The 25,999-nt window shown below is 58.9% G+C and carries 25 protein-coding genes; 9 read left to right on the plus strand and 16 right to left on the minus strand.

Annotated features, from left to right (window positions below):
- Positions 1–103 precede the first annotated feature (103 nt).
- From ACXPVS_RS03930 to ACXPVS_RS03940, 3 genes are all read right to left on the minus strand, one after another.
- Complete coding sequence (locus tag ACXPVS_RS03930) at positions 104–1,033, minus strand: SdiA-regulated domain-containing protein (RefSeq protein ID WP_458508756.1); 930 nt, start codon at positions 1,031–1,033, stop codon at positions 104–106.
- A gap of 171 nt (positions 1,034–1,204) precedes the next feature.
- Positions 1,205–1,870 carry a fumarylacetoacetate hydrolase family protein gene (locus tag ACXPVS_RS03935; RefSeq protein WP_458508757.1) on the minus strand — a complete coding sequence of 222 codons (666 nt, stop codon included), beginning with the start codon at positions 1,868–1,870 and terminating at the stop codon, positions 1,205–1,207.
- A 36-nt stretch (positions 1,871–1,906) separates the two neighbouring features.
- Positions 1,907–3,301: an FAD-binding oxidoreductase gene (locus ACXPVS_RS03940; RefSeq protein WP_458508758.1), complete on the minus strand. Its 1,395-nt coding sequence runs from the start codon at positions 3,299–3,301 to the stop codon at positions 1,907–1,909.
- A gap of 204 nt (positions 3,302–3,505) precedes the next feature.
- On the opposite strand from ACXPVS_RS03940, the gene serA reads away from it, so the two are divergent.
- A complete protein-coding gene (gene serA, locus ACXPVS_RS03945; protein WP_458508759.1) occupies positions 3,506–4,735 on the plus strand; it encodes a phosphoglycerate dehydrogenase in 1,230 nt (409 codons plus the stop codon).
- 75 nt (positions 4,736–4,810) lie between these two features.
- Here serA and ACXPVS_RS03950 read toward each other — a convergent pair whose 3' ends face one another.
- Entirely contained in the window at positions 4,811–5,236 is a 426-nt protein-coding gene (locus ACXPVS_RS03950; protein WP_458508760.1) for a DUF4399 domain-containing protein, read from the minus strand.
- Between the two features lie 135 nt (positions 5,237–5,371).
- Between ACXPVS_RS03950 and ACXPVS_RS03955 the strand changes: the two genes are divergently transcribed.
- On the plus strand, positions 5,372–5,959 hold the full coding sequence (locus ACXPVS_RS03955) for a transporter substrate-binding domain-containing protein (protein WP_458508761.1): 588 nt from the start codon (positions 5,372–5,374) through the stop codon (positions 5,957–5,959).
- A 22-nt stretch (positions 5,960–5,981) separates the two neighbouring features.
- Here the strand turns inward: ACXPVS_RS03955 and ACXPVS_RS03960 are convergent, their stop codons facing one another.
- Positions 5,982–6,467, minus strand: coding sequence for a DUF523 domain-containing protein (locus tag ACXPVS_RS03960; RefSeq protein ID WP_458508762.1), 486 nt, complete (start codon positions 6,465–6,467; stop codon positions 5,982–5,984).
- A gap of 2 nt (positions 6,468–6,469) precedes the next feature.
- On the minus strand, positions 6,470–7,102 hold the full coding sequence (locus tag ACXPVS_RS03965) for a 2OG-Fe(II) oxygenase (protein ID WP_458508763.1): 633 nt from the start codon (positions 7,100–7,102) through the stop codon (positions 6,470–6,472).
- A gap of 108 nt (positions 7,103–7,210) precedes the next feature.
- Here ACXPVS_RS03965 and ACXPVS_RS03970 point away from each other — a divergent pair, with 108 nt between their 5' ends.
- Positions 7,211–7,963, plus strand: a complete 753-nt coding sequence (locus ACXPVS_RS03970) for a DUF2059 domain-containing protein (protein WP_458508764.1) — start codon at positions 7,211–7,213, stop codon at positions 7,961–7,963.
- 15 nt (positions 7,964–7,978) lie between these two features.
- Here the strand turns inward: ACXPVS_RS03970 and bipL are convergent, their stop codons facing one another.
- Positions 7,979–8,926 (minus strand): phospholipase BipL, encoded by a 948-nt coding sequence (gene bipL, locus ACXPVS_RS03975; RefSeq protein WP_458508765.1) that lies wholly within the window; start codon positions 8,924–8,926, stop codon positions 7,979–7,981.
- 97 nt (positions 8,927–9,023) lie between these two features.
- Between bipL and ACXPVS_RS03980 the strand changes: the two genes are divergently transcribed.
- Positions 9,024–9,605 carry a DUF6436 domain-containing protein gene (locus ACXPVS_RS03980; RefSeq protein ID WP_458508766.1) on the plus strand — a complete coding sequence of 194 codons (582 nt, stop codon included), beginning with the start codon at positions 9,024–9,026 and terminating at the stop codon, positions 9,603–9,605.
- A gap of 108 nt (positions 9,606–9,713) precedes the next feature.
- Entirely contained in the window at positions 9,714–12,125 is a 2,412-nt protein-coding gene (locus ACXPVS_RS03985) for a penicillin acylase family protein (RefSeq protein ID WP_458508767.1), read from the plus strand.
- 72 nt (positions 12,126–12,197) lie between these two features.
- Here the strand turns inward: ACXPVS_RS03985 and ACXPVS_RS03990 are convergent, their stop codons facing one another.
- Positions 12,198–13,103: an AraC family transcriptional regulator gene (locus tag ACXPVS_RS03990; protein WP_458508768.1), complete on the minus strand. Its 906-nt coding sequence runs from the start codon at positions 13,101–13,103 to the stop codon at positions 12,198–12,200.
- A gap of 110 nt (positions 13,104–13,213) precedes the next feature.
- Here ACXPVS_RS03990 and ACXPVS_RS03995 point away from each other — a divergent pair, with 110 nt between their 5' ends.
- A complete protein-coding gene (locus ACXPVS_RS03995) occupies positions 13,214–13,555 on the plus strand; it encodes a carboxymuconolactone decarboxylase family protein (protein ID WP_458508769.1) in 342 nt (113 codons plus the stop codon).
- Between the two features lie 75 nt (positions 13,556–13,630).
- Here ACXPVS_RS03995 and ACXPVS_RS04000 read toward each other — a convergent pair whose 3' ends face one another.
- The 8 genes from ACXPVS_RS04000 to ACXPVS_RS04035 form a co-directional block, all read right to left on the minus strand.
- Positions 13,631–14,524 (minus strand): ABC transporter permease subunit, encoded by an 894-nt coding sequence (locus ACXPVS_RS04000; RefSeq protein WP_458508770.1) that lies wholly within the window; start codon positions 14,522–14,524, stop codon positions 13,631–13,633.
- Positions 14,521–15,402 (minus strand): ABC transporter permease subunit, encoded by an 882-nt coding sequence (locus ACXPVS_RS04005; protein WP_458508941.1) that lies wholly within the window; start codon positions 15,400–15,402, stop codon positions 14,521–14,523. Before ACXPVS_RS04005 ends, ACXPVS_RS04000 begins: the two co-directional genes overlap by 4 nt.
- 35 nt (positions 15,403–15,437) lie before the next feature.
- On the minus strand, positions 15,438–16,580 hold the full coding sequence (locus ACXPVS_RS04010) for an ABC transporter ATP-binding protein (protein WP_458508771.1): 1,143 nt from the start codon (positions 16,578–16,580) through the stop codon (positions 15,438–15,440).
- A 73-nt stretch (positions 16,581–16,653) separates the two neighbouring features.
- Complete coding sequence (locus ACXPVS_RS04015; RefSeq protein WP_458508772.1) at positions 16,654–17,751, minus strand: polyamine ABC transporter substrate-binding protein; 1,098 nt, start codon at positions 17,749–17,751, stop codon at positions 16,654–16,656.
- A gap of 175 nt (positions 17,752–17,926) precedes the next feature.
- Entirely contained in the window at positions 17,927–19,039 is a 1,113-nt protein-coding gene (locus ACXPVS_RS04020) for a polyamine ABC transporter substrate-binding protein (RefSeq protein ID WP_458508773.1), read from the minus strand.
- Positions 19,040–19,206: 167 nt separating this feature from the next.
- The gene (locus ACXPVS_RS04025) at positions 19,207–20,571 is read right to left on the minus strand and encodes an aspartate aminotransferase family protein (RefSeq protein ID WP_458508774.1); all 1,365 of its coding nucleotides are present in this window, start codon (positions 20,569–20,571) and stop codon (positions 19,207–19,209) included.
- Positions 20,572–20,629: 58 nt separating this feature from the next.
- Positions 20,630–21,988, minus strand: coding sequence for a glutamine synthetase family protein (locus tag ACXPVS_RS04030; protein ID WP_458508775.1), 1,359 nt, complete (start codon positions 21,986–21,988; stop codon positions 20,630–20,632).
- 37 nt (positions 21,989–22,025) lie between these two features.
- Entirely contained in the window at positions 22,026–22,802 is a 777-nt protein-coding gene (locus ACXPVS_RS04035) for a gamma-glutamyl-gamma-aminobutyrate hydrolase family protein (RefSeq protein ID WP_458508776.1), read from the minus strand.
- Positions 22,803–23,080: 278 nt separating this feature from the next.
- On the opposite strand from ACXPVS_RS04035, the gene ACXPVS_RS04040 reads away from it, so the two are divergent.
- The 3 genes from ACXPVS_RS04040 (at position 23,081) to ACXPVS_RS04050 (ending at position 25,984) form a co-directional block, all read left to right on the plus strand.
- Positions 23,081–24,457 (plus strand): glutamine synthetase family protein, encoded by a 1,377-nt coding sequence (locus ACXPVS_RS04040; RefSeq protein ID WP_458508777.1) that lies wholly within the window; start codon positions 23,081–23,083, stop codon positions 24,455–24,457.
- 114 nt (positions 24,458–24,571) lie between these two features.
- The gene (locus ACXPVS_RS04045) at positions 24,572–25,204 is read left to right on the plus strand and encodes a TetR/AcrR family transcriptional regulator (protein WP_458508778.1); all 633 of its coding nucleotides are present in this window, start codon (positions 24,572–24,574) and stop codon (positions 25,202–25,204) included.
- A gap of 15 nt (positions 25,205–25,219) precedes the next feature.
- Positions 25,220–25,984 carry a hypothetical protein gene (locus ACXPVS_RS04050; RefSeq protein ID WP_458508779.1) on the plus strand — a complete coding sequence of 255 codons (765 nt, stop codon included), beginning with the start codon at positions 25,220–25,222 and terminating at the stop codon, positions 25,982–25,984.
- Positions 25,985–25,999: the final 15 nt, after the last annotated feature.

Consider the following 25,999-nt stretch of genomic DNA (forward strand, 5'->3'; position numbering starts at 1 on the left):
AGGGCGAGCTCGGAAACAGGAACAGGCGGATGAAATATCACACCTGTATGAATTCAAGCTTAAAGGCCAGTGGCCTTTGACCACAACTCCTGGATTCGGGCGCCTATTTCTGCTTTTCGAAACGGTAGAACAGGTTCGGCTCGCTCACCACATACAGCGTGCCCGCCTCGTCCATGGTCACGCCTTCGGCGCGAGGAATGGTCTTCTTCAAACCATTGAAGCCGCCCAGCAAGGTCATGAAGCTGACCTGCTCGCCCTTCTCGTCCAGCTCCAGCAACAAGTGGGAGTCGGCAGACAGCACCAGGGTGTGGCCAGTGCGCGTATCGATGGCCAGTGCTGACAGGTTGCGGATGTCCAGTTCGTCACTGGTGAGTTTTTGCTTGTCGCCGGTGAGTGTCTGGCCATCGCTGCTTTTCCAAGTGAACAACGCCGGTGGACGCTCTTCACCCAGCAACATTTGCTGATTGCGTGAATCCCAGACGATGGCTTCAAACGCCTTGTTCTGGTCTTCCGAAGGGCCGAGGTCGTATTTCGGAAAGTTGGCGATGTTCAGCTCGCGGGTATCGGCATCGACCTTGACGATGGACAGCATGTGTTCGCGCTCATCGACAATGGCCAACAGACCGTTGCCCATCACGGTCACGCCTTCCGGGTTGCTCCAGCCCACCAGCGGCATCTTGCGCAGCACGTCGCCCTGCAGGGTCAGCTCGACGAGGAACGGGTTCTTGCCCATGACCGAGAACAGGGTTTTGGTTTGAGGGTTGTAGGCAAGGTCGGACGCCTCGTCCTTTTCCATGCCCGGCAACAGTTTGGCGTCGATCACTGCCCGGTAATCCGGCAGCCAGATGCTCTCCTGACGTTCGTCGGGGCTTTCGAAACGCTCCAGCACCCAGAGCACACCACGGTCATCCCAATGCATTACAAACGCCAGGCCATACGTGGCGGCGACCACCAGCAAAAGCCAGGAATACCAACGCATGGCAAAGCGCGAGCGGCGGGCAGTTTTAAGCTTGGGCAGTGGTTGGGTGACCATCGAGGGATGCGTTCCAGAAATTCAGGCTATGGGTAATAGCATAAGTGGGACCGGCTCAAACGCCGCAAGTCCCGGAATTATCCGGACAAGATGTGAAAAAAACGGGAAATGGCGGGAAATCCCTACGCAATGATCGTTCCCGAGCGCGTGGGAACGATCATTTGGCGTGGACTAGCGAACGCTGCTGGTGAAGCTGCTGGCGCCTGGCAATTCCAGCACCAGTTCGTCACCGACATTCAGCGGACCAACGCCCACCGGCGTACCCGTCAGGATCACGTCACCGGCCTGCAGCGAGAAGCAGCCGGCCATGTGCTGGATCATCGGCACGATCGGGTTGAGCATCGCGCTGCTGTTGCCGTCCTGACGCACTTCGCCGTTGATGGTCAGGCGGATGCCGATGTCGGTCAGGTCAGCGAACGCGCTGCCGGACACGAATGGCGCAATCACCGCAGCACCGTCGAAGGACTTGGCAATCTCCCAAGGCAGGCCCTTGGCTTTGAGTTCGGCCTGCTTGTCGCGCAGGGTCAGGTCCAGGGCCGGAGCAAAACCGGAGATAGCATCGAGCACTTCTTCACGGCTCGGCTTGGTCGACAAAGGTTTGCCGATCAACACCGCGATTTCCGCTTCGTAATGCACCGAACCACGTTCGGTCGGAATGCTGAAACCACCTTCCAGCGGCACTACGCAGCTGCCCGGCTTGATGAACAGCAGCGGTTCTGTAGGCACCGGATTGTCCAGCTCCTTGGCGTGTTCGGCGTAGTTACGGCCGATGCACACCACTTTCCCCAGCGGGAAATGAATACGCGTACCGTCGACATACTGGTGCTGATAGCTCATTACCGACTCCTGTTTCGTAGCGCTTAAATTCAAAAGTCAAACAGCGAAAATCTTGCCCGGGTTCATGATGCCGTTCGGGTCGAACACCGCTTTGACGGCTTTCATGTACTCGATCTCAACCGGCGAGCGGCTATAGGTCAAGTAGTCCCGCTTGGTCATGCCCACGCCGTGTTCAGCGGAAATCGAACCGTTGTACTTCTCGACGGTTTCAAACACCCACTTGTTGACGGTCGCACACTTGGCGAAGAACTCATCCTTGCTCAGGTTTTCCGGCTTGAGGATGTTCAAGTGCAGATTGCCGTCGCCGATGTGGCCGAACCAGACGATTTCAAAATCCGGGTAGTGCTCACCGACGATCGCGTCGATTTCCTTCAGGAATGCCGGGACTTTCGACACAGTGACCGAAATGTCGTTTTTGTACGGCGTCCAGTGGGAAATGGTCTCGGAGATGTATTCGCGCAGCTTCCAGAGGTTCTGCAACTGGGTTTCACTCTGGCTCATCACGCCGTCCAGCACCCAGCCTTGCTCAACGCAGTGCTCGAAGGTTTCCAGGGCGTGATCGGCCACTTCTTCGGTGGTCGCTTCGAATTCCAGCAGCGCGTAGAACGGGCAATCTGTTTCGAATGGCGCAGGTACGTCGCCCCGGCCCATGACCTTGGCCAAGGCTTTGTCGGAGAAGAATTCGAACGCGGTCAGGTCCAGCTTGCTCTGGAAGGCGTGCAACACCGGCATGATCGAGTCGAAATCAGCGGTGCCGAGGACCATTGCAGTGAGGTTTTTCGGGGCACGGTCCAGACGCATAGTGGCTTCGACCACAAAACCCAGGGTGCCTTCAGCGCCAATAAACAGCTGACGCAGGTCGTAACCCGTGGCGTTTTTGATCAGGTCTTTGTTCAGTTCCAGCAAATCGCCTTTGCCGGTGACCACTTTCATGCCGGCGACCCAGTTACGGGTCATGCCGTAGCGAATCACCTTGATTCCGCCGGCATTGGTGCCGATATTGCCGCCAATCTGGCTGGAGCCTGCCGAGGCAAAATCCACCGGGTAGTACAGGCCTTTGTCTTCGGCGACGTTCTGCAGATGTTCGGTGACCACGCCCGGCTGGCAGACCGCGGTGCGGTCGGTCATGTTCACGTCGAGGATCTGGTTCATGTAGTCGAAGGACACAACGACTTCGCCATTGGCGGCTACAGCAGCGGCGGACAGCCCGGTGCGACCGCCGGACGGCACCAGCGCAATTGTGTGCTCATTGGCCCAACGGACAATGGCCTGGACCTGCTCGGTGGTCTTGGGGAACACGATGGCGGTCGGGGCCGGGGCAAAATGCTTGGTCCAATCCTTACCGTAAGCATTCAGGGAGTCGGCATCGGTCAGCACCTTGCCAGGCTCAACCAGGGTCTTCAGCTCTTCAATCAGGGCAGGATTGGTCATCGACAGAACTCTCGAACAATTCATGGTCATCCTGAGAACGCTTCACGTCGCAGGAATGAGTGTTTAGCGGGGTGCATATGCTAGCATACCGACCCCGCAGGATAGTGCCCAACGGCTATTCTGTGGCGACGGCCTTCCTGCCGTCCGGGTCAGCGTCTGCTGGCTATTTCCTGCCATTTTTCTCCGGGATACAGGTTTACGCAGATGAGCAAGACTTCTCTCGATAAGAGCAAGATCAAGTTCCTTCTTCTCGAAGGCGTCCACCAATCGGCTGTCGACGTCCTCAAGTCGGCGGGCTACACCAGCATCGAGTACCTCACAGGTTCTCTGCCGGAAGCCCAGCTGAAGGAAAAGATCGCTGATGCGCACTTCATCGGCATTCGCTCCCGCACTCAACTGACCGAAGAGATCTTCGATCAGGCGAAGAAACTGGTCGCTGTCGGCTGTTTCTGCATCGGCACCAACCAGGTCGACCTCAACGCTGCCCGCGAACGTGGCATCGCGGTGTTCAACGCACCGTACTCCAACACACGTTCCGTAGCGGAACTGGTGCTGGCAGAAGCGATCCTGTTGCTGCGCGGCATCCCTGAGAAGAACGCTTCCTGCCACCGTGGCGGCTGGATCAAGAGCGCGGCCAACTCCTTCGAAATCCGTGGCAAGAAGCTGGGCATCGTCGGTTACGGCTCGATCGGTACGCAATTGTCGGTTCTGGCTGAAGGCCTCGGCATGCAGGTGTACTTCTACGACACCGTGACCAAGCTGCCATTGGGCAACGCGACTCAGGTCGGCAACCTGACCGAACTGCTGGGCATGTCCGACATCGTCACCCTGCACGTTCCGGAAACCGCTGCGACCCAGTGGATGATCGGCGAGAAAGAAATCCGTGCAATCAAGAAGGGCGGCATTCTGATCAACGCGGCGCGCGGCACTGTAGTTGAACTGCAAGCGCTGGCGGACGCGATCAAGGACAAGCACCTGATCGGCGCCGCCATCGACGTCTTCCCGGTAGAGCCTCGCTCCAACGACGAAGAGTTCGAAAGCCCGCTGCGTGGTCTGGACAACGTGATCCTGACCCCGCACATCGGCGGTTCCACCGCTGAAGCGCAAGCCAACATCGGTCTGGAAGTGGCTGAGAAGCTGGTCAAATACAGCGACAACGGTACGTCGGTATCGTCGGTGAACTTCCCGGAAGTAGCGCTGCCGGCTCACCCTGGCAAGCACCGCCTGCTGCACATCCACGAGAACATTCCGGGTGTGATGAGCGAGATCAACAAGGTCTTCGCCGAAAACGGTATCAACATTTCCGGTCAGTTCCTGCAGACCAACGAGAAAGTCGGCTACGTCGTGATCGACGTCGACGCCGATTACTCGGAAATGGCGCAAGAGAAGCTGCAGCACATCAACGGCACCATTCGTTGCCGCGTGTTGTTCTGATAGTGACTTGAGCGACAAAAAAAGGAGCCCTTAAGGGCTCCTTTTTCATGGGCGCGGTTCTTTATTCCGAGCAGGTTACTTAACGTTGACGGTGATTTTCTCCGACACGATCGGCGGATCGAACGGCATGTGCCCGCTATCGCCCAGTTCCAGTTGCAAGGTGTGCTTGCCTGGCGTCAGCGTTACTTCAGCCTGGGTCTGCGCCTTGCCGAAATGCAGATGGTTGGCATCGCTGGGGATCGGCGTACCGGCGGCTGGCAGTTGATCGACATCGATCAGCAAATGGTGATGGCCGGTGTTTTTGGTGACATCGCCCGCTGGCGCCAGCGCAATGTTCTCGACCGCGAACTTGACGACGACAGTTTGCGCAACCGTGGCACCGTCCGCAGGAGAAACGATGGACACCTCTGCACCTTTGGGAGCCGGTGTAGCAGCCGTTGCCAGCATCGAAGCCCCCATCAACAGGCCAGCCAATGCTGCTCGTGACATAAAGGTTTTCATTCTTTTCTCCAGTTTTTTCGTAAAATCCGTGTGGCCATGACAACTTCACGACCATTTGTTGTCGAAGGCATTCGACAACCATAGCAAAGCGAGCCTGAATCAGAGCATCGCGATAATGAATTCAAAGGAGTGACCATGCGCTTTTTGCCTGGACTGATCTGCCTGCTACCCCTTCTGAGCCCTTTGGCCCATGCCGAACTGATTGACGATGTAAACGACCGTGGCGAATTGCGTATTGCCCTGGAGGCTAATACACCGCCCTTCAATTTCAAGGAAGACGGCAAACTCACCGGGTTCGAAGTCGAATTGGGGCAACTGCTGGCCAACGAACTGGATGTGCGGGCCGACTTCGTCGTTACCGACTCCAGCGATCTGTTGCAAGGCGTTGAAACCGGCAAGTACGACGTCGCCATCAACCACATAGCAGTGACCGCAAACCTCAAGGATCGTTTCGACTTCAGCGAACCTTACAGCTACACCGATGCGCCATTGATCGCGCAGAAGGAAGAGCAACCGCGCTCGATGTTGCTGGTGCAGTCGCTGACGGAAGAGAAGCCGAAGCCTGGCCCGGCAGTCAGCCTGGCGATTCCGTTTCAGAAAGGTAACCCGGCGTTTCATGCCAGCCTGGAAAACGCGATGCAGCGGATCAAGGCGGATGGGCGCCTGGAGGCGTTGTCGCAGAAGTGGTTGGGGGCGGATACGAGTGTGCCGCCCAAACCCTGATTTCAGATTTATGTGTACGGCGCTAGTTTAAGGTTGCCAGGACTGCGGCCGCTTTGGGTAACTCCAGCTCACTGAAGACCTGAACGCCATGGCGCCTGAGCAACGCCGCAGTCACGCCTTCACCACTGACCTTCACACCACTGAACGTCCCGTCATACGTCAACAGATTTCCGCAAGACGGGCTGTTGGCCTTGAGTACGGCAATGCGGATGCCGTGCTTTTGCATCAGTTCCAATGCCTGATAAGCCCCCGAGAGAAACTCGACGCTGACGTCTTCGCCCTCGGTGGTGATCACTGAGGCGCGGCCATCAAGCACTTCAGCACCCTGCCCACCCGGAATTTCCGCCGCCGCCCTTGGCGTCGACAACCCGCCGGCAACCTCTGGACACAACGGCACCACCCGACCTTCATCAAGCCACTGTTGAAGCTGATCGAACGGCCCACTCGCCCCGCCGTCATAACGTACGCGGTGGCCCAGCAGGCAGCGGCTAACCAGAATTTTTTGCATGATCAGAACGGCTCGCTGCCACGCCGCCGGAACCAGCCGGTCAACGACAGGCGATCGCGGGTCGCGGGCAGGACTTCATGGGGCACTTCACCCGACAGGAACACCACCAGGCATCCACCCGTGGGCACCACATCATGTTCGACGCTTTCATCCAGGTACATGCGCAACTGGCCGCCGTGCGGCGGTAGCCAGGCGTCATTGAGATAGACCACCGCCGACACCATGCGCCGGTCGTCGTCGCGGAAACGGTCGACATGTTTAAGGTAGAACGCACCGGGCGGGTACAGCGCGAAATGGCTTTCGAAATCTTCCAGGCCCAGAAACAAACCACGATTCATCGCCTCGCGCAGGCTGTCCATCAAATCCAGATAGCTGTCGCACGCCAACGCCTGGCCGGGCTCGATCCACTGGATATGGTCGCCGCGAATCCCCTCGCGAATCTCCGATGTCGACCCACGACCCACGGCGGCCGGGGTCAGTTCGCCCTCCGCAGCACGTTTACGGCACTCAGCCGCCAGTTCCCGGGTCAGACCCAGAGGAAGGAAAATATTCTGCTGCGACCAGCCGTGCTCAGCCAGGTCGTCGACGATACGTAACAGCAGCGGGTGATCAGAGGGTATTCGCATGCCGCGCATAGTATTCCTGTGCCTGCAAATCCGACAGAGCCGCGCAGCGGGTTGACACGAATTCTCGACAAGGACGAATGCCACACGGAGAATAGTCGCCTGCTGACAGGAGTCCCTATGCGCCGTTTGTTTTTTTCACTGTTGATGTTCTGTGTATTGCCCGCTTGGGCAGACGACTACGACCAGTTGTACAAGGTCGCCGGTTGGCCAGAACAACGCGCGCATTTCAACGACGCGCTCTCGGCCGCTCAGCAGCGGTACCAGAACAGCCTGCCGTCGGCAGTGTTCCAGGCGCTGGTGAATAATAGCAATCAGCGCTTTGCTCCCCAGGCCGTCGACCAGCGCGCCGAAGCGCAATTGCGCACGACCCTCGTCGATCCGAAACCTGCGCTAACGTTCTTTCAATCACCCTTGGGCAAGAAAATCGTTGCCGCCGAATTGCTGGCGACCCGTCGCGATCAGTTGGCAAAAAACGCCAAGGGTTTGCCCAAGATCCAGGCCAGCGACAGCCGCATGCTGATCATTGGCCATCTGGCCCAGGCCCTGCCCGCTCGCGAGGCTGGTGCGGAAGTCAGCCTGGCGATTGCTGGCGTCGCGGCCGACAGCCTCAGCTCGATGATCCCCGGCCTGTTCGGCGGGGGGCAGGCTCAAGGCATGTTGAATGGTCAGCGTCAGCGCTTGATGGACCAGATCGGCAACGACCTGAACAACACGCTGTTGTATGTTTATCGCGATCTGGCGGACGAAGAACTGGAAGAGTTTGCGACCTTCGCCGAGTCCACCGAGGGCAAGGCTTATTACCAGGCAGCATTGGCGGCGATTCGCGCGGGGCTGGCGGTGGGGCAGGATACTTCAACGCTTCGCCAGTAACTGTTAGCGCCTGCGCTAAAGATTCCGCCCCTTGATCCGCTTCGTCAAAAACCCGAAATACTCCTGCCGCAACGCCAGCGTTTCATTCGCCAGGTGATGCCGCGCCTCAGGCAACATCAGCACCTGCGGCCGATCGAACTTGCCCCGCAACACTTCAAGGTTATGCTCCCAATCCACGGTCATGTCTGCCTGCCCCTGCACAATCAGCGGTCGCCGCATGCTATACGGCGCGGCCTCGATGCGTTTGATCCAGCGCGCCAGCGCACCGACCCAGGCAGTCGGCAAACGGAGCGGCTGCAACGGGTCCGCTTGCAGGAAGGGCAGAAAATCCGGGTCGTTGGAGTTCTCGCTGAAGCGCCGGGCGATGGCGTTGACAAAAGGCTTGAGCAGGTAATAGCTGAGTTGTGACCAACCCCAGGCCCGCGGCCTTACCAACGGCGACAGCAGAATCACCTGGCCCTGGGCCGGACTGCTAGCGCCCTGATTGAGTACATGATCGATCACGATCGCGCCGCCAGTGCTTTGCCCGCACAGGTGCCACGGCTGCGGCAGACCGAGGGATTGTGCTTCGGTGAACAATCCTTGCAGCGTGTCCTGATACTCGGTGAAATCCTTGATGCTGGCCCGCTCGCCGCTGGACAGCCCGTGTCCCGGCAGGTCGCAGGCAATCACCGCAAAATCCTGATCCAGCGCCCATTCGATCACATGCCGATAAAGCCCGGTGTGATCGTAAAAACCGTGGAACAGAAACAGCGTCGCCTTCGCCTGCGCAGGCCACCAGACCTGGCTGACCACGTCATAACCATCGACCGCGAAACGCCCAAGGCCACTGCGCACGTTGCGCCCCGCAAAATCCAGCCCGTAGAAACGCTGGTAAGCCAGCGCTTCCACCGACAGCGGCTGCCAGTCGGCCAGCGGCCGCAGGCTGGCACGCAGATGATCGGAGTCGAAAGTGGCAGACATGAGCAATTCCAGAACGCGAAACGGACTTTATGGGCCTGCGATATTCATCTGTTGCGGCAAGCATGGCAAGCTAGCGCACCTTCGAGGACTGAAATCCATGCGCTCACCCTACCGCGCCACACTGCTTGCCAGCCTGCTCGCCCTCGTGTGTGCCGGCGTGCTGTGGGCTGCTTACGACTGGTTTCAGGGCCGCTACCTGCGAGCGTTCAGCGAGCACACCGCAGTGTTCTCCGGTGACCCACTGCGCCTGCCCGATCATCTCGCCGGCCCCGGCGCCATCCGTCTCGTGCACTTCTGGGACCCTGCCTGTCCGTGCAACGTCGGTAACCAGCAACACTTGAGCGAACTGGTTGAGCATTATGTACCGCAAGGCGTGGAGTTTTATGCGCTACAAAAGCCTGGCAGCCACGGCCAGTTACCGAGCACCTTAAGCAGCCTGAAAAGTATCGTCGTCCTGCCAGGTTCCGAACAGATCCCCGCCAGCCCGGCCGTGGCGATCTGGGATCGCAGCGGCAAACTGGCGTATTTCGGCCCGTACAGCGAAGGCCTGACCTGCAATTCCAGTAACAGCTTTATCGAACCGATTCTGCAAGCGTTGAACGAAGGGCGTGCGGTGAATGCCACGCATACGTTGGCTGTGGGGTGTTACTGCCCGTGGCCTGTCGACGCAGTGAAGTAACGCTGGCAGGAGACGCGAATACCTCCTAAGTGCGATGACCCTGTCGGCAAGCCGTGTTAAACAGTGGCGCCAGGGAACTGCTGCCACTCATAACAACAAGGAGTCACCATGAAACGTAGCCTGACCGTCCTCGCCCTGCTGGTTGCCGCGCTCGCCGCAGGTGCAGGCTGGTACGTTTTCAGCAAGCAGCCGTCACGTCAGGGCATGGTGGAACTGCAACACCTGCAAGGTTCGGTCACCGTGCGCTACGACGAGCGCGGCATCCCGCACATCCGCGCCGAGAACGAAACCGACCTGTACCGCGCCCTCGGGTACGTGCACGCCCAGGACCGGCTGTTTCAGATGGAAACCCTGCGTCGCCTAGCCCGTGGCGAGCTGGCCGAGGTCCTGGGCCCGAAACTGCTCGACACCGACAAGCTGATGCGCAGCTTGCGCATTCGCGAACGCGCCGACACCTACCTGGCGAACATGGACAAACAGTCGCCGGCCTTTATCGCCATGCAAGCCTATCTGGATGGCATCAACCAGTATCAGGACAGCCATCCAAAACCCATAGAGTTCGATGTTCTGGGCATTCCCAAACGCCCCTTCACCGCCCAGGACACCATCAGCATCGCCGGTTACATGGCCTACAGTTTTGCCGCAGCGTTTCGCACCGAACCGTTGCTGACCTACGTGCGCGATCAGTTGGGCGCCGACTACCTGAACGTCTTCGATCTCGATTGGCAGCCCAAGGGCGTGCTGGCGAAAAACCGCAACGGTGCCATGCCAGCCCTCACCAGTACCGACTGGAAAGACCTCAACGCCCTCGCCCGCCTCAGCGAACAGGCACTGGCCGACAACGGCTTGCCGCAGTTCGAGGGCAGCAACGCCTGGGTTGTCTCCGGCAGTCGGACCAAAAGCGGCAAACCACTGTTGGCCGGCGACCCGCATATCCGTTTTTCCGCGCCGTCGGTGTGGTATGAAGCGCAGCTCTCGGCGCCGGGTTTTGAGCTCTACGGCCACTATCAGGCATTGATGCCGTTCGCCTCTCTCGGGATGAACCGCGACTTCGGCTGGAGCATCACCATGTTCCAGAACGACGACCTGGACCTGATCGCCGAGAAGGTCAACCCGGACAACCCCAATCAGGTTTGGTATCGCGGTAAGTGGGTGGACATGGTGACCAGCGAACAGCAGATCGCGGTCAAGGGTCAGGCACCGGTAACACTGGTGCTGCGCCAGTCGCCGCACGGCCCGATCGTCAACGATGCGCTGGGCAGCGGCGCCGGTAAAACCCCGATCGCCATGTGGTGGGGTTTTCTCGAAAGCCAGAATCCGATCCTTGAGGGCTTCTACCAGCTCAACCGCGCCGACACCCTGGCCAAGGCGCGCAGTGCCTGCGCAAAGATCCAGGCGCCGGGCCTGAACATCGTCTGGGCCAACGCCAAGGGCGACATCGGTTGGTGGGCAGCGGCGCAACTGCCAAAACGCCCGGCGGGTGTGCGCCCGGGGTTCATCCTCGATGGCAGCACCGCCGAGGCGGACAAGGAAGGTTTTTACCCGTTCAGCGCCAACCCACAGGAAGAGAACCCGGCACGCGGTTACATCGTCTCGGCCAACTTTCAGCCGGTGTCGCCGACCGGCATGGAGATTCCCGGTTACTACAACCTGGCCGATCGAGGCCAGCAGCTCGATCGCCAGCTCAGCGACAAAACCATCAAGTGGGATCTGGACGCCAGCCAGAAGCTGCAACTGGGCACTACCACCGCTTACGGCCCGCGCTTGCTGGCGCCGTTGTTGCCGGTATTGCGTGAGGTGGTGAGTGATCCCACCGAGCTCAAATTGGTTGAGCAACTGGCCCAATGGAAAGGCGACTACCCGCTCGATTCCACCAGCGCCACGCTGTTCAACCAGTTCCTGTTCAACCTGGCTGACGCGACGATGCACGACGAACTGGGCAATGACTTCTTCGAGACGTTGCTGTCGACCCGGGTGATTGATTCCGCACTGCCTCGCCTGGCCGCGACGGCCGATTCGCCGTGGTGGGACAACCGCAACACCCTCGGTAAGGAAACCCGCGCCGATACGGTCAAGGTTGCGTGGCAGGCGAGCATTGCTCATCTCAAAACCACCCTCGGCGGCGATTTCGCGCAATGGCAGTGGGGCAAGGCGCACACGCTGACCCATGGCCATCCGCTGGGGCAGCAAAAACCGCTGGACCGGATCTTCAATGTCGGCCCCTTCGCGGCACCCGGCAGCCATGAAGTACCGAACAACCTTTCGGCCAAAATGGGCCCGGCGCCCTGGCCAGTGACGTACGGTCCGTCGACCCGCCGCCTGATCGACTTCGCCGACCCCGCCCACAGCCTGACCGTCAACCCGGTTGGCCAAAGTGGCGTGCCGTTCGACAGCCACTATGACGATCAGGCCGAGGCGTATATCGAAGGGATCTACTACCAGGCGCATCTCAACGATGAAGAAGTCACGGCCAATACGCGCAGTACCTTGAAGCTGTTGCCGGCGCGGGCTGCGCAGTAGATTTTTGTTGCCCGAGCGGACGCCATCGCGAGCAAGCTTGCTCGCGAAGGGGCCATCACAGGCATTAAAAATCTAAATCCCCCGCCGCACCCTCCCCGGCGCCTCCCCATAAGCCTCCTTGAATTTCTTGCTGAACGCCGCTTGTGATTGATACCCAACCTGCAAAGCAATATCGCTCAACCCCAGATGCGACTGGCTCAGCAAACTGAACGCCAACTCCATCCGCACTTGCGTCAGCAACACCCACGGCGACACCCCGGCCACCTTCACGAACCCACGCATGAACGTCGCCCGGGACATGCTTGCCGTTTCGGCCAGGCTTTCGATGGTCCACTCATGGGCCGGATCGGCCAGCATGGCCTGCCAAGCGCGGCCCAGGCGTTTGTCGCCGAGTAACGCCAGAGTGCCGCCGGCCGGCCCCAGTGTTGCCAGATGCGCCCGCAGCATCAGGGTGAACAACGCCTGAGACAGCGCGTCGAGCAAGAACTTGGCCCCCGCCTGATTGCCTTCCGCCTCACCGCGCAATACCTCGACCAACGCCGGCAACGGTCCGTTGGCGGGCAGCGCGCCGCTGGGGATCACCAGATAGTCGGGCAGCGAGGCAAACAGCAGCGAGGCTCGGTTGTAATGAAAGGTCCCGCAGATCATGTCCAGATCTGCGCTGGCACCGCCGATGCGATGCACCGGCAACGCACCACTGCGGATGATCTTCTGCGCAGTGGGGGCGACGGTTTTTCCGGGACTGTGGATAACGTGGGGCGTGCCGCCAGGCAGTAGCAGGATGTCGCCCGCCCGCATGGGCAGGCGCTGGCCGTCGGGAAACTCCACACGGCACTCCCCCGCCAACACGATGTGATAAGGCGCCATCCCCAACGCTTGTTGCTCGTGGGCCAACGCCCAGTCGCCCTGGAATTGGCAGCGCAAATCCAGACTGCCGCGAACGTTGGCCAGGGTGATGAGTTTATCGATCGGATTCATTTGAGCGTATCGAGGAAATGACTGAGCGGATCGAACAAACCCGAACCGCGCCAAAGGGCAAAACTGAGCGTGTCGAAACAGTACACCCAACCCGCTCAGGAGTTAACGCAATGTTCAATAACTGGTCCGAACTGCTGCCCACCATCCAGAAAGCCTTTGGCGCACTGGGCAAGAGCAACCCGAAAATGGTCAAGGCCTACATGGCCCTTGGTGAAGCCGGCGCGGAAAATGAAGTGCTGGATGTCAAGACTCGCGAACTGATTTCTATCGCCGTGGCTGTCACCACCCGTTGTGATGGTTGTATTGCTGCTCATACCGATGCGGCAATCAAGGCTGGGGCGAGTCGCGAGGAAGTTGCTGCGACACTGGCAACGGCGATTTCGCTGAATGCGGGGGCAGCGTATATCTACTCGCTGCGCACGCTTGAGGCGTATGACAGTCTGAAAAACTGAAGTGCAAAAGTGGTGGGAGCGAGCAGGCTCGCTCCCACATTGGATCGGGGTTGGCCACACATTTGTGGCCAACCTTTAAGCCGCGTCCGGCGCCTGCTGAGCGCGACGCACGTCCGGTTGTTTCCAGGACTCGGCAGCGCTTTCTTCGATCGCCTGCTGAATCGCACGTTTGCGACTTTCTTCGGCACGGCGGCTGAAGAACCAGACCAGGAACGTCATTATCGATACCGCCAGCAAAATCAGACTGGCCACGGCGTTGATCTCGGGTTTCACGCCCAGACGCACCGCCGAGAACACTTCCATGGGCAGGGTCGTCGAACCCGGGCCGGACACGAAGCTCGCCAATACCAGGTCATCCAGGGACAGGGCGAAGGACATCATGCCGCCGGCACCCAACGATGGCGCGATCATCGGGATGGTGATCAGAAAGAACACCTTCCACGGCCGCGCACCAAGGTCCATGGCCGCTTCTTCGATGGACAGGTCCAGCTCACGCAAACGCGCCGAGACCACCACTGCCACATACGCCGCACAGAAGGTGGTGTGGGCGATCCAGATGGTGATGATGCCGCGCTCCTGCGGCCAGCCGATCATTTGCGCCATCGCGACGAACAGTAGCAACAGCGACAGACCGGTGATCACTTCAGGCATTACCAGCGGCGCGGTGACCAGGCCACCGAACAGCGTGCGACCCTTGAAGTGAGTGATACGGGTCAGCACGAATGCCGCCAACGTCCCCAGCGCCACCGCCGCCACCGCCGTGTAACAGGCGATTTCCAGCGAACGCACCACCGAGCCCATCAGTTGGGTGTTGTCCATCAAGCCGACGTACCACTTGATCGACCAGCCACCCCACACCGTTACCAGTTTCGAGGCGTTGAACGAGTAAATCACCAGGATCAGCATCGGCGTGTAGATGAACAGCAAACCCGCAACCAGCATGAAACTTGAGAAACGGAAGTTCTTCATTCTTTACCCTCCATTTCCTTGGCCTGACTGCGGTTGAACAGGATGATCGGCACAATCAGAACCAACAGCATCACCACCGCCAAGGCAGACGCCACCGGCCAGTCGCGGTTGTTGAAAAACTCTTGCCACAGCACTTTACCGATCATCAGGGTTTCCGGACCACCGAGCAGTTCCGGGATCACAAACTCGCCCACCACCGGGATAAACACCAGCATGCAGCCGGCGACGATGCCGTTCTTGGACAGCGGAATGGTGATTTTCCAGAAGCTGTTGAAGGTGCTCGAACCCAGGTCCGACGCGGCTTCCAGCAGACTGTGATCGTGCTTCACCAGGTTGGCGTAGAGCGGCAGGATCATAAACGGCAGGTACGAATAAACGATGCCGATGTACACCGCAAGGTTGGTGTTGAGGATTTGCAGAGGCTCGTCGATCCAGCCCATGGTCATCAGAAAACCATTGAGCAGACCGTTGTTGCTGAGGATGCCCATCCACGCATACACGCGGATCAGGATCGCGGTCCAGGTCGGCATCATGATCAGCAGCACCAGCACCGTTTGCAGCTCTTTGCGGGCGCTGGCGATGGCGTAGGCCATCGGGTAGCCGATCAACAGACAGAGGACGGTGCTGATCAGCGCCATCTTCAGTGAGCCGAGGTAAGCGGCAATGTACAACTCGTCGCCAGCCAGCAGCGCGTAGTTGCCGAGGTTGAGCAGCACCTGCAGCTTCTGATCAACGAAGTTGTAGATTTCGGTGTACGGAGGAATGGCCACGTCGGCTTCTGCGAAGCTGATCTTCAAGACGATGAAGAACGGCAGCATGAAGAACATGAACAGCCAGATGAACGGCACCCCGACGACCAGCTGACGGCCACCGGGAATTATTCGATTGAGCCGGCGTTTGAATTTGCGCATGTTCATGAGCGAAGTACCACGCCGCTGTCATCTTCCCAGTACACGTAAACCTGGTCGCCCCAGGTTGGGCGCTGGCCACGGCGTTCGGCGTTGGCCACGAACGACTGCACCAGCTTGCCGCTCGGCAGTTCGACGTAGAACACCGAGTGCCCGCCGAGGTAGGCGATGTCGTGGACCTTACCGCTGGACCAGTTGTATTCACAGGTCGGCATGTCGGCGGTAACCAGCAGTTTTTCCGGACGGATCGCGTAGGTCACGGATTTGTCCTGCACTGACGTGCTGATGCCGTGGCCCACGTAAATCTGGCGGTCCAGGTCCTTGCAGGTGATGATCGCGTGACCTTCAGCGTCGTCGATCACTTCACCGTCAAAGATGTTGACGTTGCCGATGAACTCGCAGACCAGGCGGCTGGTCGGGGTTTCGTAGATGTCGATCGGGCTGCCGATCTGGGCGATCCAGCCCAGGTGCATGATCGCGATGCGCTCGGCCATGGTCATGGCTTCTTCCTGGTCGTGGGTCACCATGACGCAGGTTACGCCGACCCGCTCGATGATCTCGACAAGCTCAAGCTGCATTTGCGAACGCAGCTTCTTGTCCAGAGCACCCATCGGTTCGTCGAGCAGCAACAGCTTCGGCCGCTTGGCCAGGGAACGCGCCAGGGCCACACGCTGACGCTGGCCACCGGACAACTGGTGCGGCTTGCGCTTGGCGTACTGCGTCATCTGAACCAGCTTGAGCATGTCCGCGACACGGGCATCAACTTCAGCCGCCGGGATTTTGTCCTGCTTGAGACCGAAGGCGATGTTCTGCGCCACGGTCATGTGCGGGAACAGGGCGTAGGATTGGAACATCATGTTGATCGGCCGCTCATACGGCGGCATGTCGGTGATGTCTACGCCATCGAGGAAAATGCGCCCCTCCGTGGGCCGTTCGAAGCCTGCGAGCATGCGCAGCAACGTGGATTTGCCCGATCCCGAACCGCCGAGCAGGGCGAAAATCTCGCCTTTCTTAATTTCCAGGGACACATCGTCCACCGCAATCGTCTCGTCGAACTTCTTCGTGACCCGGTCGATTTTGACCAACACCTGTTTAGGTGACTGGTCGCCCTCGAGGGCTTTCTTATAGGCGCCGGAGGCAACTGCCATTTACGAAACTCCCAGAAAAAAAGAGTGCAGTTCGCCCGAGGCGAGCGAACTTTGGATAGTTTGAGCCTTGTTGCTATTTACCCGACTTGACCCTGGTCCAGCTGCGGGTCATCAAACGTTGAATGTTTGGTGGTAACTCGATAGACACGTAAGTCTTGTCGAGGACGGTTTGCGGTGGATAAACCGACTCGTCAGTGCGAATGGATTGTTCCATCAGCTTGTCCGACCCTGGATTAGGGTTGGCGTAGCCTACGTAATCACTGACCTGGGCGATCACCTCGGGTTTCAGCAAATAGTTGATGAAGGCATGGGCTTCCTTGACGTTGGCCGAATCCTTGGGGATCGCCAACATGTCGAACCAGAGCGCGCCGCCCTCTTTCGGAATCGAGTAGGCGATGTTCAAGCCTTTGCCGGCTTCAGCCGCGCGGGCCTTGGCCTGGAACATGTCGCCGGAAAAACCGATCGCCACGCAGATATTGCCGTTGGCCAGGTCCGCGATGTATTTGGAGGAGTGGAAATAGGTCACGTAAGGGCGCACCGCCAGCAACTTGGCTTCGGCCTTTTTGTAGTCTTCCGGATTGGTGCTGTTGGCGTTCAGGCCCATGTAGTTGAGGACCGTGGGCATCATTTCATCGGCAGAGTCGAGGAACGCTACGCCGCAGCTGTGCAGTTTTTTGATGTTTTGCGGCTCGAACACCACATCCCAGGAATCGATCTTGTCGAGGCCCAGTACAGCCTTCACTTTATCGACGTTGTAGCCAATGCCGTTGGTGCCCCACAGGTACGGCACAGCGTACACGTTACCCGGATCGTTTTGCTCCAGGCGCTTGAGCAGCACCGGGTCGAGGTTGGCATAGTGGGTGAGCTTGGACTTGTCGAGCTTCTGGAAAGCGCCTGCCTTGATTTGCTTGCCAAGGAAGTGGTTGGACGGCACGACCACGTCATAACCGGTACGCCCGGCCAGCAACTTGCCTTCCAGGGTTTCGTTGGAGTCGAAAACGTCATAAACCGGTTTGATGCCGGTCTCTTTCTGGAAGTCGGCCAGGGTCGTCGAACCGATGTAATCCGACCAATTATAAATATGCACAGTGCCAGCGGCCTGGACACTAACGGCAAGCGTCAGTCCGGCACCGGTCAGCAGTGCATTGCGCAACAAAGAAAAAATAGGCACGTGGAAGTCCTCTAAAATTAGTTGGGCCCAAGTTGCCCAGCGTTACATGACAGCCATGGCGGCCCGCCAACAAAACCGGCGCGCAACTTACCCTCGAAAAACCGTTCCAGCAAATGTTATGAAGATCCCTGTAGCCGCTACCGCAGCCTTCGGTAACGGCTACAGGGGTTTTTACTTACCTGCCGGATTTGATCCTGGTCCAGCTGCGAGTCAGGATCCGCTGGGTCGCGGCCGGCAAGTCGGCAATCGCGTACAGCTTGGCCAGCACGTCCGCTGGCGGGTAAATACCTGGGTCGCTGGTGATGTCTTTATCGACCAATGCCGTGGCCGCCGAGTTACCGTTCGGGAAGCGAACGGCGTTGGTGATTTCAGCCATGACTTCCGGCTTCTGCAGGAAGGTCATGAACGCGTAGGCGCCTTCGACGTTTTCGGCATCTTTAGGGATGGCGACCATGTCGTAGAAGCTACCCGCACCTTCTTTCGGAATGTTGTAGCTGACTTTCACCTTGTCACCGGCTTCAGCCGCGCGGGACTTGGCCTGGTAGATGTCACCCGAGTAACCGATGGCCACGCAGATGTTGCCGTTGGCCAGGTCGGAGATGTACTTGGACGAGTGGAAGTAGCCCACCGAAGGACGAATCTTCAGGAACAGTGCTTCGGCTTCGGCCAGTTGTTTTTTGTCCTGGCTGTCGGTTGGATAGCCCAGGTAGTGCAACGCCACCGGAATCATCTCGGTTGGCGAATCGAGGAAGCTGATACCGCACGACTTCAACTTGGCGGCGTTTTCAGGTTTGAAAATCAGATCCCAGGAATTGGTTGGCGCATCGGCACCCAGTGCGGCCTTGACCTTCTCGGCGTTGAAGCCGATACCGATCGACCCCCACATGTACGGGAACGCGTGTTCGTTGCCCGGGTCGCTCACCGATACAGCTTTGAGCAAGTCAGGGTTCAGGTTCTTCCAGTTCGGCAGCTTGGACTTGTCGAGTTTCTGGTAAACGCCGGCCTTGATCTGCTTGGCCAGGAAGTTGTTCGACGGCACGACGATGTCGTAGCCGGACTTGCCTGCCAACAACTTGGCTTCCAGGGTTTCGTTACTGTCGAATACGTCGTAAATAACCTTGATCCCCGACTCGGCTTCGAACTTCTTGACGGTATCCGGTGCGATGTAGTCGGACCAGTTGTACACGTGAAGCACCTTGTCGTCCGCCTGAACTGCGCCCGCCATCACGCCTATCAGGGACATGGCGAGGAGGGTCTTGCCCGCTATCTTGATACCTAAAGCCTTCATGGGTAATGCTCCAATTTTTCTTTTTAACCACGTGTTCAGCGGCCTTTCCTGGGCATCTGCAACAACCGGTAGCCTGGCAACTTCCAAGGCAGGCTTTCAAGGAAAGACCCAACCATTGTTTGCGCTGAGCGAAATGCGAACGTCACACCCCGCTCAGAGCCTAGCACTTAGCCCTGCAATGCACTCAGGGTCAGGTCCAGGCACTTGCGTGCCTTGGTCACCAACTCATCGATTTCAGCCGGTGTAATCACCAGTGGCGGAGCGATGATCATGGTGTCGCCGACGGCGCGCATGATCAGGCCGTTCTCGAAGCAGAACGTGCGGCAAATCATGCCAGCGCCCCTGCCTTCGTAACGCTTGCGAGTGGCCTTGTCCTGCACCAGCTCGATCGCCCCCAGCAGTCCTACCCCACGCACTTCCCCCACCAACGGGTGATCGTTCAGTTCCCGTAGACGCTTTTGCAAATACGGTGCCGTTTCTGCATGAACGCGCTCGATGATTTTTTCTTCGCGCAAGATGCGGATGTTCTCCAGAGCCACCGCAGCGGCCACCGGGTGCCCGGAATAGGTGAAGCCGTGGTTGAAATCACCGCCTTCGTTAAGCACCGCGACCACTTCGTCACGCACGATCAGGCCACCCATAGGGATGTAGCCGGACGTCAGGCCTTTGGCGATGGTCATCATGTCGGGCTTGAGGTCGTAGAAATCGCTACCGAACCACTCACCGGTACGGCCGAAACCACAGATCACTTCGTCAGCCACGAACAGAATGTCGTACTTGGCGAGGATTTCCTTGATGCGCGGCCAGTAGGTGTCTGGCGGAATGATCACGCCGCCGGCACCCTGGATCGGCTCGGCAATAAAGGCCCCGACGTTGTCTACGCCGACGTCCAGAATTTTCTCTTCCAGCTGATTGGCCGCCCAGATACCGAACTCTTCCGGTGTCATCTCACCGCCTTCAGCGAACCAGTACGGCTGCGCGATGTGGACGATGCCCGGAATCGGCAAATCGCCTTGTTCGTGCATGTAGGTCATGCCACCCAGGCTCGCGCCGGCCACGGTGGAACCGTGATAGCCGTTCTTGCGGCTGATGATGACTTTCTTCTTCGGCTGGCCCTTGATCGCCCAGTAGTGACGAACCATACGCAGCATGGTGTCGTTGCCTTCGGAGCCGGAACCGGTGAAGAACACGTGGTTCATGCCTTGTGGCGCGATGTCGGAGATGGCCTTGGCCAGTTCCAGCACCGGCGGGTGAGCCGTCTGGAAGAACAGGTTGTAGTAAGGCAGTTCGCGCATTTGTTTACTGGCGGCATCGGCCAGTTCATCGCGACCGTAGCCGATCGCCACGCACCACAGGCCGGCCATACCGTCCAGGATCTTGTTGCCTTCGCTGTCCCAGAGGTAAACGCCCTTGGCGTTGGTGATGATCCGTGGGCCTTTCTCTTTCAGTTGCTTGAAATCGCTGAACGGGGCCAGGTGGTGATCGTTGCTAAGGGTTTGCCATTCACGGGTTTGCGGGTTGTTGCTGGTCATGCGAATGCTCCTAAGATTTCAGTGAAAGGCGCGGCAATTTCCAGCCGCGCCCGGCGCATCAGACGGCGAAGAGCAGGAACTCCCGTTCCCACGAACTGATCACGCGCTTGAAGTTTTCATGCTCGGCCCGCTTGACCGCGACATAGCCAGTGATGAATTTCTTGCCCAGGTACTTCTCGACAGTCGCGCTATTTTCCATGCGTTCCAGCGCGTCTTCGATGGTCAGTGGCAGGCGCAGGTTGCGGCGTTCATAGCCACGCCCCACCACCGGCGCACTCGGGTCGATGCCTTCGACCATGCCGATGTAACCGCAGAGCAGGCTCGCGGCAATCGCCAGGTACGGGTTCGCGTCGGCGCCCGGCAGGCGGTTTTCCACCCGACGGTTTTGCGGCCCGGCATCCGGAACCCGCAGGCCCACGGTGCGGTTCTCTTCGCCCCACTCCACGTTCACCGGCGCCGAGGTGTCCGGCAGGAAGCGGCGGAACGAGTTCACGTTCGGCGCGAACAGCGGCAACAGCTCCGGGATCAGTTTCTGCAAACCACCGATGTGGTGCAGGAACAGCTGGCTCATGGTCCCGTCTTCATTAGAGAAGACGTTCTTGCCGGTCTCGATGTCGATGATGCTCTGGTGCAAGTGCATCGCACTGCCCGGCTCGCCGGTCATGGGTTTGGCCATGAAAGTGGCTGCCACGTCGTGCTTGAGCGCGGCTTCGCGCATGGTGCGTTTGAACACCAGGATCTGGTCGGCCAGGGACAGGGCATCACCGTGACGGAAGTTGATTTCCATCTGCGCCGTGCCGTCCTCGTGGATCAGCGTGTCGAGGTCCAGCTCCTGCAACTCGCACCAGTCGTAGACGTCTTCGAACAATGGATCGAATTCGTTTGCCGCTTCAATCGAGAAGGACTGACGACCGGTTTCCGGGCGACCGGAACGGCCAATCGGCGGTTGCAGCGGGAAGTCCGGGTCTTCGCAGCGCTTGGTCAGGTAGAACTCCATTTCTGGCGCCACGATCGGCTGCCAGCCCTTGTCGGAATAGAGTTTCAGCACCTTTTTGAGCACGTTGCGCGGCGACAGCTCGATCGGGTTGCCTTGCTTGTCGTAGGTGTCGTGAATCACCTGAGCGGTGGGCTCGATGGCCCAGGGCACAAGGAATACCGCGTTCTGGTCGGGGCGGCAGATCATGTCGATGTCGGCCGGGTCGAGCAGTTCGTAATAGATGTCGTCTTCGACATAGTCACCGGTCACGGTCTGCAACAGAACGCTCTCGGGCAGGCGCATGCCTTTTTCGGCAATGAACTTGTTGGTCGGCGAGATCTTGCCCCGGGTGATCCCCGTCAAGTCGCCAACCATGCATTCGACTTCTGTGATCTTGCGGTCTTTCAACCAATCGGTGAGCTGGTCGAGGTTGTTACTCATAAATGCCTCTTAGGCTTGGTTTTCTGACTCTTGTAAGTCAGGCGTTGTTTGACGCATCGGCGTCGCGTTGTAATGCGCGCTTACGACAGGCATCGCCAAATGCCTGGAAGATCGCAAGGTAATCCGGGTTTGAGCTTACCTGCCATTCGGGATGCCATTGCACTCCCAAAGCAAAACCCTTGCCCTGGGGGGCCGAGACTGCCTCGATCAACCCGTCAGGCGCCAAGGCCTCGACGCAAAGGCCCGGCGCCAGACGTTCGACGCCCTGACCATGAATCGAATTGACGTATATCTCGCTCGCCAGGCCCAGACCGGCGAGCACACCACCCGGTTGAATGTGCACCGGGTGACTTGGCGCATACTGTCCTTCAAGCGGTAGGCTATCGTCTTCACGGTGATCCATGAATGGACCGGCTTCGTGGACTTTTTGATGCAGGCTGCCACCGAACGCCACATTCATTTCCTGGAAGCCGCGGCAAATACCGAGCACGGGAATACCGGCCTCGACTGCGGCGCGGATCAACGGGAGAGTGGTGGCATCGCGTGCAGAATCATGAGCAGTGCCCGGCGCGCTGGTTGGGCCGCTATAGTGAAACGGTTCTATATTGGAAGGAGAGCCTGTAAAGAGGATGCCATCCAGACCGTCCAGAATATCGGACGGGGCCAGCAAATCGGCCAGGGACGGAAGAATCACCGGCAGGCCCTTGGCCGCTGAGGCCACGGCGCGGACGTACTTGTCGCCACTGATGTGATAAGCATGCAGACCGATCTGCTTAGAGCAGGCGGTGACGCCGATTAACGGCAGGCGAGACATGAAGCACCCCGGTATTATTGGTGTTATGGGTTTGAATCGAGCTTAGCCTTGTTCATTTTTTTACACAACACCCCCGTAAAAAATACAACACGGCCCGCTCAAACCCGCAGACGCTAAAGCGCTCAAAGGCATAAAAACGCTCCAAAGTGCCTCAAAAAAGCCCAACGTGTGCTTTTTTAGGGCAAAAAAGGCCTCGCTTGACTTCGGCATGCCGTTCGGGTTGACTGGAATCCGAAGCGATCAATGATTGATATTTTTAACAACAAAGGTGTTGCATCATGTCGGTACCCCCGCGTGCCGTTCAGCTTAACGAAGCGAACGCGTTCCTTAAGGAACATCCTGAGGTTCTGTACGTTGACCTTCTGATTGCGGATATGAATGGTGTGGTGCGCGGCAAGCGCATTGAACGCACCAGCCTCCACAAGGTTTACGAGAAAGGCATCAACCTGCCGGCCTCTCTATTTGCTCTGGATATCAATGGCTCGACGGTGGAAAGCACCGGCCTGGGTCTGGACATCGGTGATGCTGACCGAATCTGCTATCCAATCCCTGACACCCTGTGCAATGAGCCTTGGCAGAAGCGCCCTACCGCGCAACTGTTGATGACCATGCACGAACTCGAAGGTGAACCTTTCTTCGCGGATCCCCGTGAAGTTCTGCGTCAAGTTGTGACCAAGTTCGACGAGATGGGTCTGACCATCTGCGCCGCGTTCGAACTGGAGTTCTACCTGATTGACCAGGAGAACGTGAACGGTCGCCCTCAACCGCCTCGCTCGCCGATCTCCGGCAAACGCCCGCATTCGACACAGGTTTACCTGATCGACGACCTCGACGAATACGTCGACTGTCTCCAGGACATTCTGGAAGGTGCTAAAGAGCAAGGCATCCCTGCCGACGCGATCGTCAAGGAAAGTGCCCCGGCGCAGTTCGAAGTGAACCTGCACCACGTTGCCGACCCGATCAAGGCCTGCGACTACGCGGTCCTGCTCAAGCGTCTGATCAAAAACATCGCTTACGACCATGAAATGGATACCACCTTCATGGCCAAGCCTTACCCGGGCCAAGCGGGCAACGGTCTGCACGTACATATCTCGATTCTTGATAAAGACGGCAAAAACATTTTTGCCAGTGAGGATCCCGAGCAGAACGCCGCACTGCGTCACGCGATCGGCGGTGTGCTCGAGACCCTACCGGCGCAGATGGCTTTTCTCTGCCCGAACGTCAACTCCTACCGTCGTTTCGGCGCACAGTTCTACGTGCCGAATGCTCCGTGCTGGGGTCTGGACAACCGTACTGTTGCGGTACGTGTGCCGACCGGTTCCGCCGACGCGGTCCGCCTGGAACACCGCGTTGCCGGTGCCGATGCCAACCCGTACCTGCTGATGGCTTCGGTCCTGGCAGGCGTGCACCACGGCCTGACCAACAAGATCGAGCCGGGCGCACCCGTGGAAGGCAACTCCTACGAGCAGAACGAGCAAAGCCTGCCGAACAACCTGCGCGATGCATTGCGCGAGCTGGACGACAGCGAAGTCATGGCCAAGTACATCGATCCGAAATACATCGATATCTTCGTCGCGTGTAAAGAGAGCGAGCTGGAGGAGTTCGAACACTCCATCTCCGACCTCGAGTACAACTGGTACCTGCATACCGTGTAAGCGGTTGCCGTAAAAACAACGCCGCAGGCCTCACCGCTTGCGGCGTTTTTTTGTGCCGGGAAGACAACACACAACCCTGCTCGTACAATGCCCGCTGCCCCGCAGGAGACTTCGATGACCCGACTCGCCACCCCACGCAAACCCCGCGCACGCAGCCAGGCCCGGATCGATTCGATACTCGATGCCGCCCGGACACTGCTGGCTGCCGAGGGCGTGGCCAGCCTGTCGATCTACAGCGTCGCCGAACGCGCGGAAATCCCGCCCTCCTCCGTGTACCACTTTTTTGCCAGCGTCCCGGCATTGCTCGAAGCCCTGACGGCTGACGTCCATGCTGCGTTCCGTGCCTGCCTGCAAGCGCCCATCGACCATGACGCCCTCAACGGCTGGCGCGATCTGTCGCGACTGGTGGAACAACGCATGCTCGCGATCTATAGCGAAGACGCCGCCGCCCGCCAGCTCATTCTTGCCCAGCACGGGCTGACCGAAGTTACCCAGGCCGACCGTCAGCACGACATCGAACTCGGCGACCTGATGCACAAACTCTTCGACCACCACTTCGAGCTGCCGACGCTACCGACCGACGTCGATGTGTTTGCCCTGGCCATGGAGCTCGGCGACCGCGTCTATGCACGCTCGGTGCAACAACACGGACAGATCACCCCACGGATGGCCGAAGAAGGCATGCGGGTATTCGATGCCTATCTGGGCCTGTATTTGCCGACCTACCTGCCCAAGCGCGACGCATAACGCAACGAGGTGCTCATGGCGAACGTTCCAGACAACTACTTTGGCGTGTGGCAACGACGCCTGATCAAATTCCAGTCGGGGCGCGTCGACAGCGAAACGGTGGTGTACTGGCTGCAGACCCCGCGCTTGTTTGCCGACCTGCGCATCCCGCGTACCCCACTTCCGGCCTTGCCGCTGGAGCAACAGAATCACGCTGACCTGCTGACCCTGAGCGAACAAAAAGGCTTCGCCGGCGTGACCCGGGTCGACGGCGACATTTGCCAGTGGCATCGCAAACTCGACTACCAGCCGGTCAGCACCGAAGAAGACATAGGGCGGATGCATTTCGAAACCAGCGAACGCCTGATCGAAACCGCCCCGGACGACAGCTACTACGAGATCTGGGAGCGACTGCCAGACTCTCGCGGCACCTGTCGCGGTCAGTGGTTGCAGGCGGTTGATGACCCGACGCGTGTTGCCTGCCTGGTGCTGGCCGGCGACTACTTTCTGTTTGCCGCCAGCCGCGCGGTCGCGCTGAACCCCGGCGGCGATTTGCGTGACCACCTCGATGCCGCAACCGCACCGCAACAGCTTGCCTGCGAACTTTCTTTTGGTCGCCACCTTGCCGGGCAAACCCCGTGGCACATCGCCTATTCCACACTGCCCATGTTGACCGGCCAGCCACTGTTGCCGGCAGACATCGATCCAAACGCCAGCGAGCTATTCAGCGACCCACGCCTGTTGTCTTCACTCGGCACCTACGCGCCCGTAACCGGTTGGCGCTGCGCACCGGAGCCCTGAGAGCCGAACGCAGAG

This window comes from Pseudomonas sp. Ma2-10, from assembly GCF_054330215.1.

What these genes read in the sequence shown, in the direction of transcription:
- ACXPVS_RS03930 (WP_458508756.1), bottom strand. Translation starts at nt 1,033, where the DNA reads ATGGTCACCCAACCACTGCCCAAGCTTAAAACTGCCCGCCGCTCGCGC.
- ACXPVS_RS03935 (WP_458508757.1), bottom strand. Translation starts at nt 1,870, where the DNA reads ATGAGCTATCAGCACCAGTATGTCGACGGTACGCGTATTCATTTCCCG.
- ACXPVS_RS03940 (WP_458508758.1), bottom strand. Translation starts at nt 3,301, where the DNA reads ATGACCAATCCTGCCCTGATTGAAGAGCTGAAGACCCTGGTTGAGCCT.
- serA (WP_458508759.1), top strand. Translation starts at nt 3,506, where the DNA reads ATGAGCAAGACTTCTCTCGATAAGAGCAAGATCAAGTTCCTTCTTCTC.
- ACXPVS_RS03950 (WP_458508760.1), bottom strand. Translation starts at nt 5,236, where the DNA reads ATGAAAACCTTTATGTCACGAGCAGCATTGGCTGGCCTGTTGATGGGG.
- ACXPVS_RS03955 (WP_458508761.1), top strand. Translation starts at nt 5,372, where the DNA reads ATGCGCTTTTTGCCTGGACTGATCTGCCTGCTACCCCTTCTGAGCCCT.
- ACXPVS_RS03960 (WP_458508762.1), bottom strand. Translation starts at nt 6,467, where the DNA reads ATGCAAAAAATTCTGGTTAGCCGCTGCCTGCTGGGCCACCGCGTACGT.
- ACXPVS_RS03965 (WP_458508763.1), bottom strand. Translation starts at nt 7,102, where the DNA reads ATGCGCGGCATGCGAATACCCTCTGATCACCCGCTGCTGTTACGTATC.
- ACXPVS_RS03970 (WP_458508764.1), top strand. Translation starts at nt 7,211, where the DNA reads ATGCGCCGTTTGTTTTTTTCACTGTTGATGTTCTGTGTATTGCCCGCT.
- bipL (WP_458508765.1), bottom strand. Translation starts at nt 8,926, where the DNA reads ATGTCTGCCACTTTCGACTCCGATCATCTGCGTGCCAGCCTGCGGCCG.
- ACXPVS_RS03980 (WP_458508766.1), top strand. Translation starts at nt 9,024, where the DNA reads ATGCGCTCACCCTACCGCGCCACACTGCTTGCCAGCCTGCTCGCCCTC.
- ACXPVS_RS03985 (WP_458508767.1), top strand. Translation starts at nt 9,714, where the DNA reads ATGAAACGTAGCCTGACCGTCCTCGCCCTGCTGGTTGCCGCGCTCGCC.
- ACXPVS_RS03990 (WP_458508768.1), bottom strand. Translation starts at nt 13,103, where the DNA reads ATGAATCCGATCGATAAACTCATCACCCTGGCCAACGTTCGCGGCAGT.
- ACXPVS_RS03995 (WP_458508769.1), top strand. Translation starts at nt 13,214, where the DNA reads ATGTTCAATAACTGGTCCGAACTGCTGCCCACCATCCAGAAAGCCTTT.
- ACXPVS_RS04000 (WP_458508770.1), bottom strand. Translation starts at nt 14,524, where the DNA reads ATGAAGAACTTCCGTTTCTCAAGTTTCATGCTGGTTGCGGGTTTGCTG.
- ACXPVS_RS04010 (WP_458508771.1), bottom strand. Translation starts at nt 16,580, where the DNA reads ATGGCAGTTGCCTCCGGCGCCTATAAGAAAGCCCTCGAGGGCGACCAG.
- ACXPVS_RS04020 (WP_458508773.1), bottom strand. Translation starts at nt 19,039, where the DNA reads ATGAAGGCTTTAGGTATCAAGATAGCGGGCAAGACCCTCCTCGCCATG.
- ACXPVS_RS04025 (WP_458508774.1), bottom strand. Translation starts at nt 20,571, where the DNA reads ATGACCAGCAACAACCCGCAAACCCGTGAATGGCAAACCCTTAGCAAC.
- ACXPVS_RS04030 (WP_458508775.1), bottom strand. Translation starts at nt 21,988, where the DNA reads ATGAGTAACAACCTCGACCAGCTCACCGATTGGTTGAAAGACCGCAAG.
- ACXPVS_RS04035 (WP_458508776.1), bottom strand. Translation starts at nt 22,802, where the DNA reads ATGTCTCGCCTGCCGTTAATCGGCGTCACCGCCTGCTCTAAGCAGATC.
- ACXPVS_RS04040 (WP_458508777.1), top strand. Translation starts at nt 23,081, where the DNA reads ATGTCGGTACCCCCGCGTGCCGTTCAGCTTAACGAAGCGAACGCGTTC.
- ACXPVS_RS04045 (WP_458508778.1), top strand. Translation starts at nt 24,572, where the DNA reads ATGACCCGACTCGCCACCCCACGCAAACCCCGCGCACGCAGCCAGGCC.
- ACXPVS_RS04050 (WP_458508779.1), top strand. Translation starts at nt 25,220, where the DNA reads ATGGCGAACGTTCCAGACAACTACTTTGGCGTGTGGCAACGACGCCTG.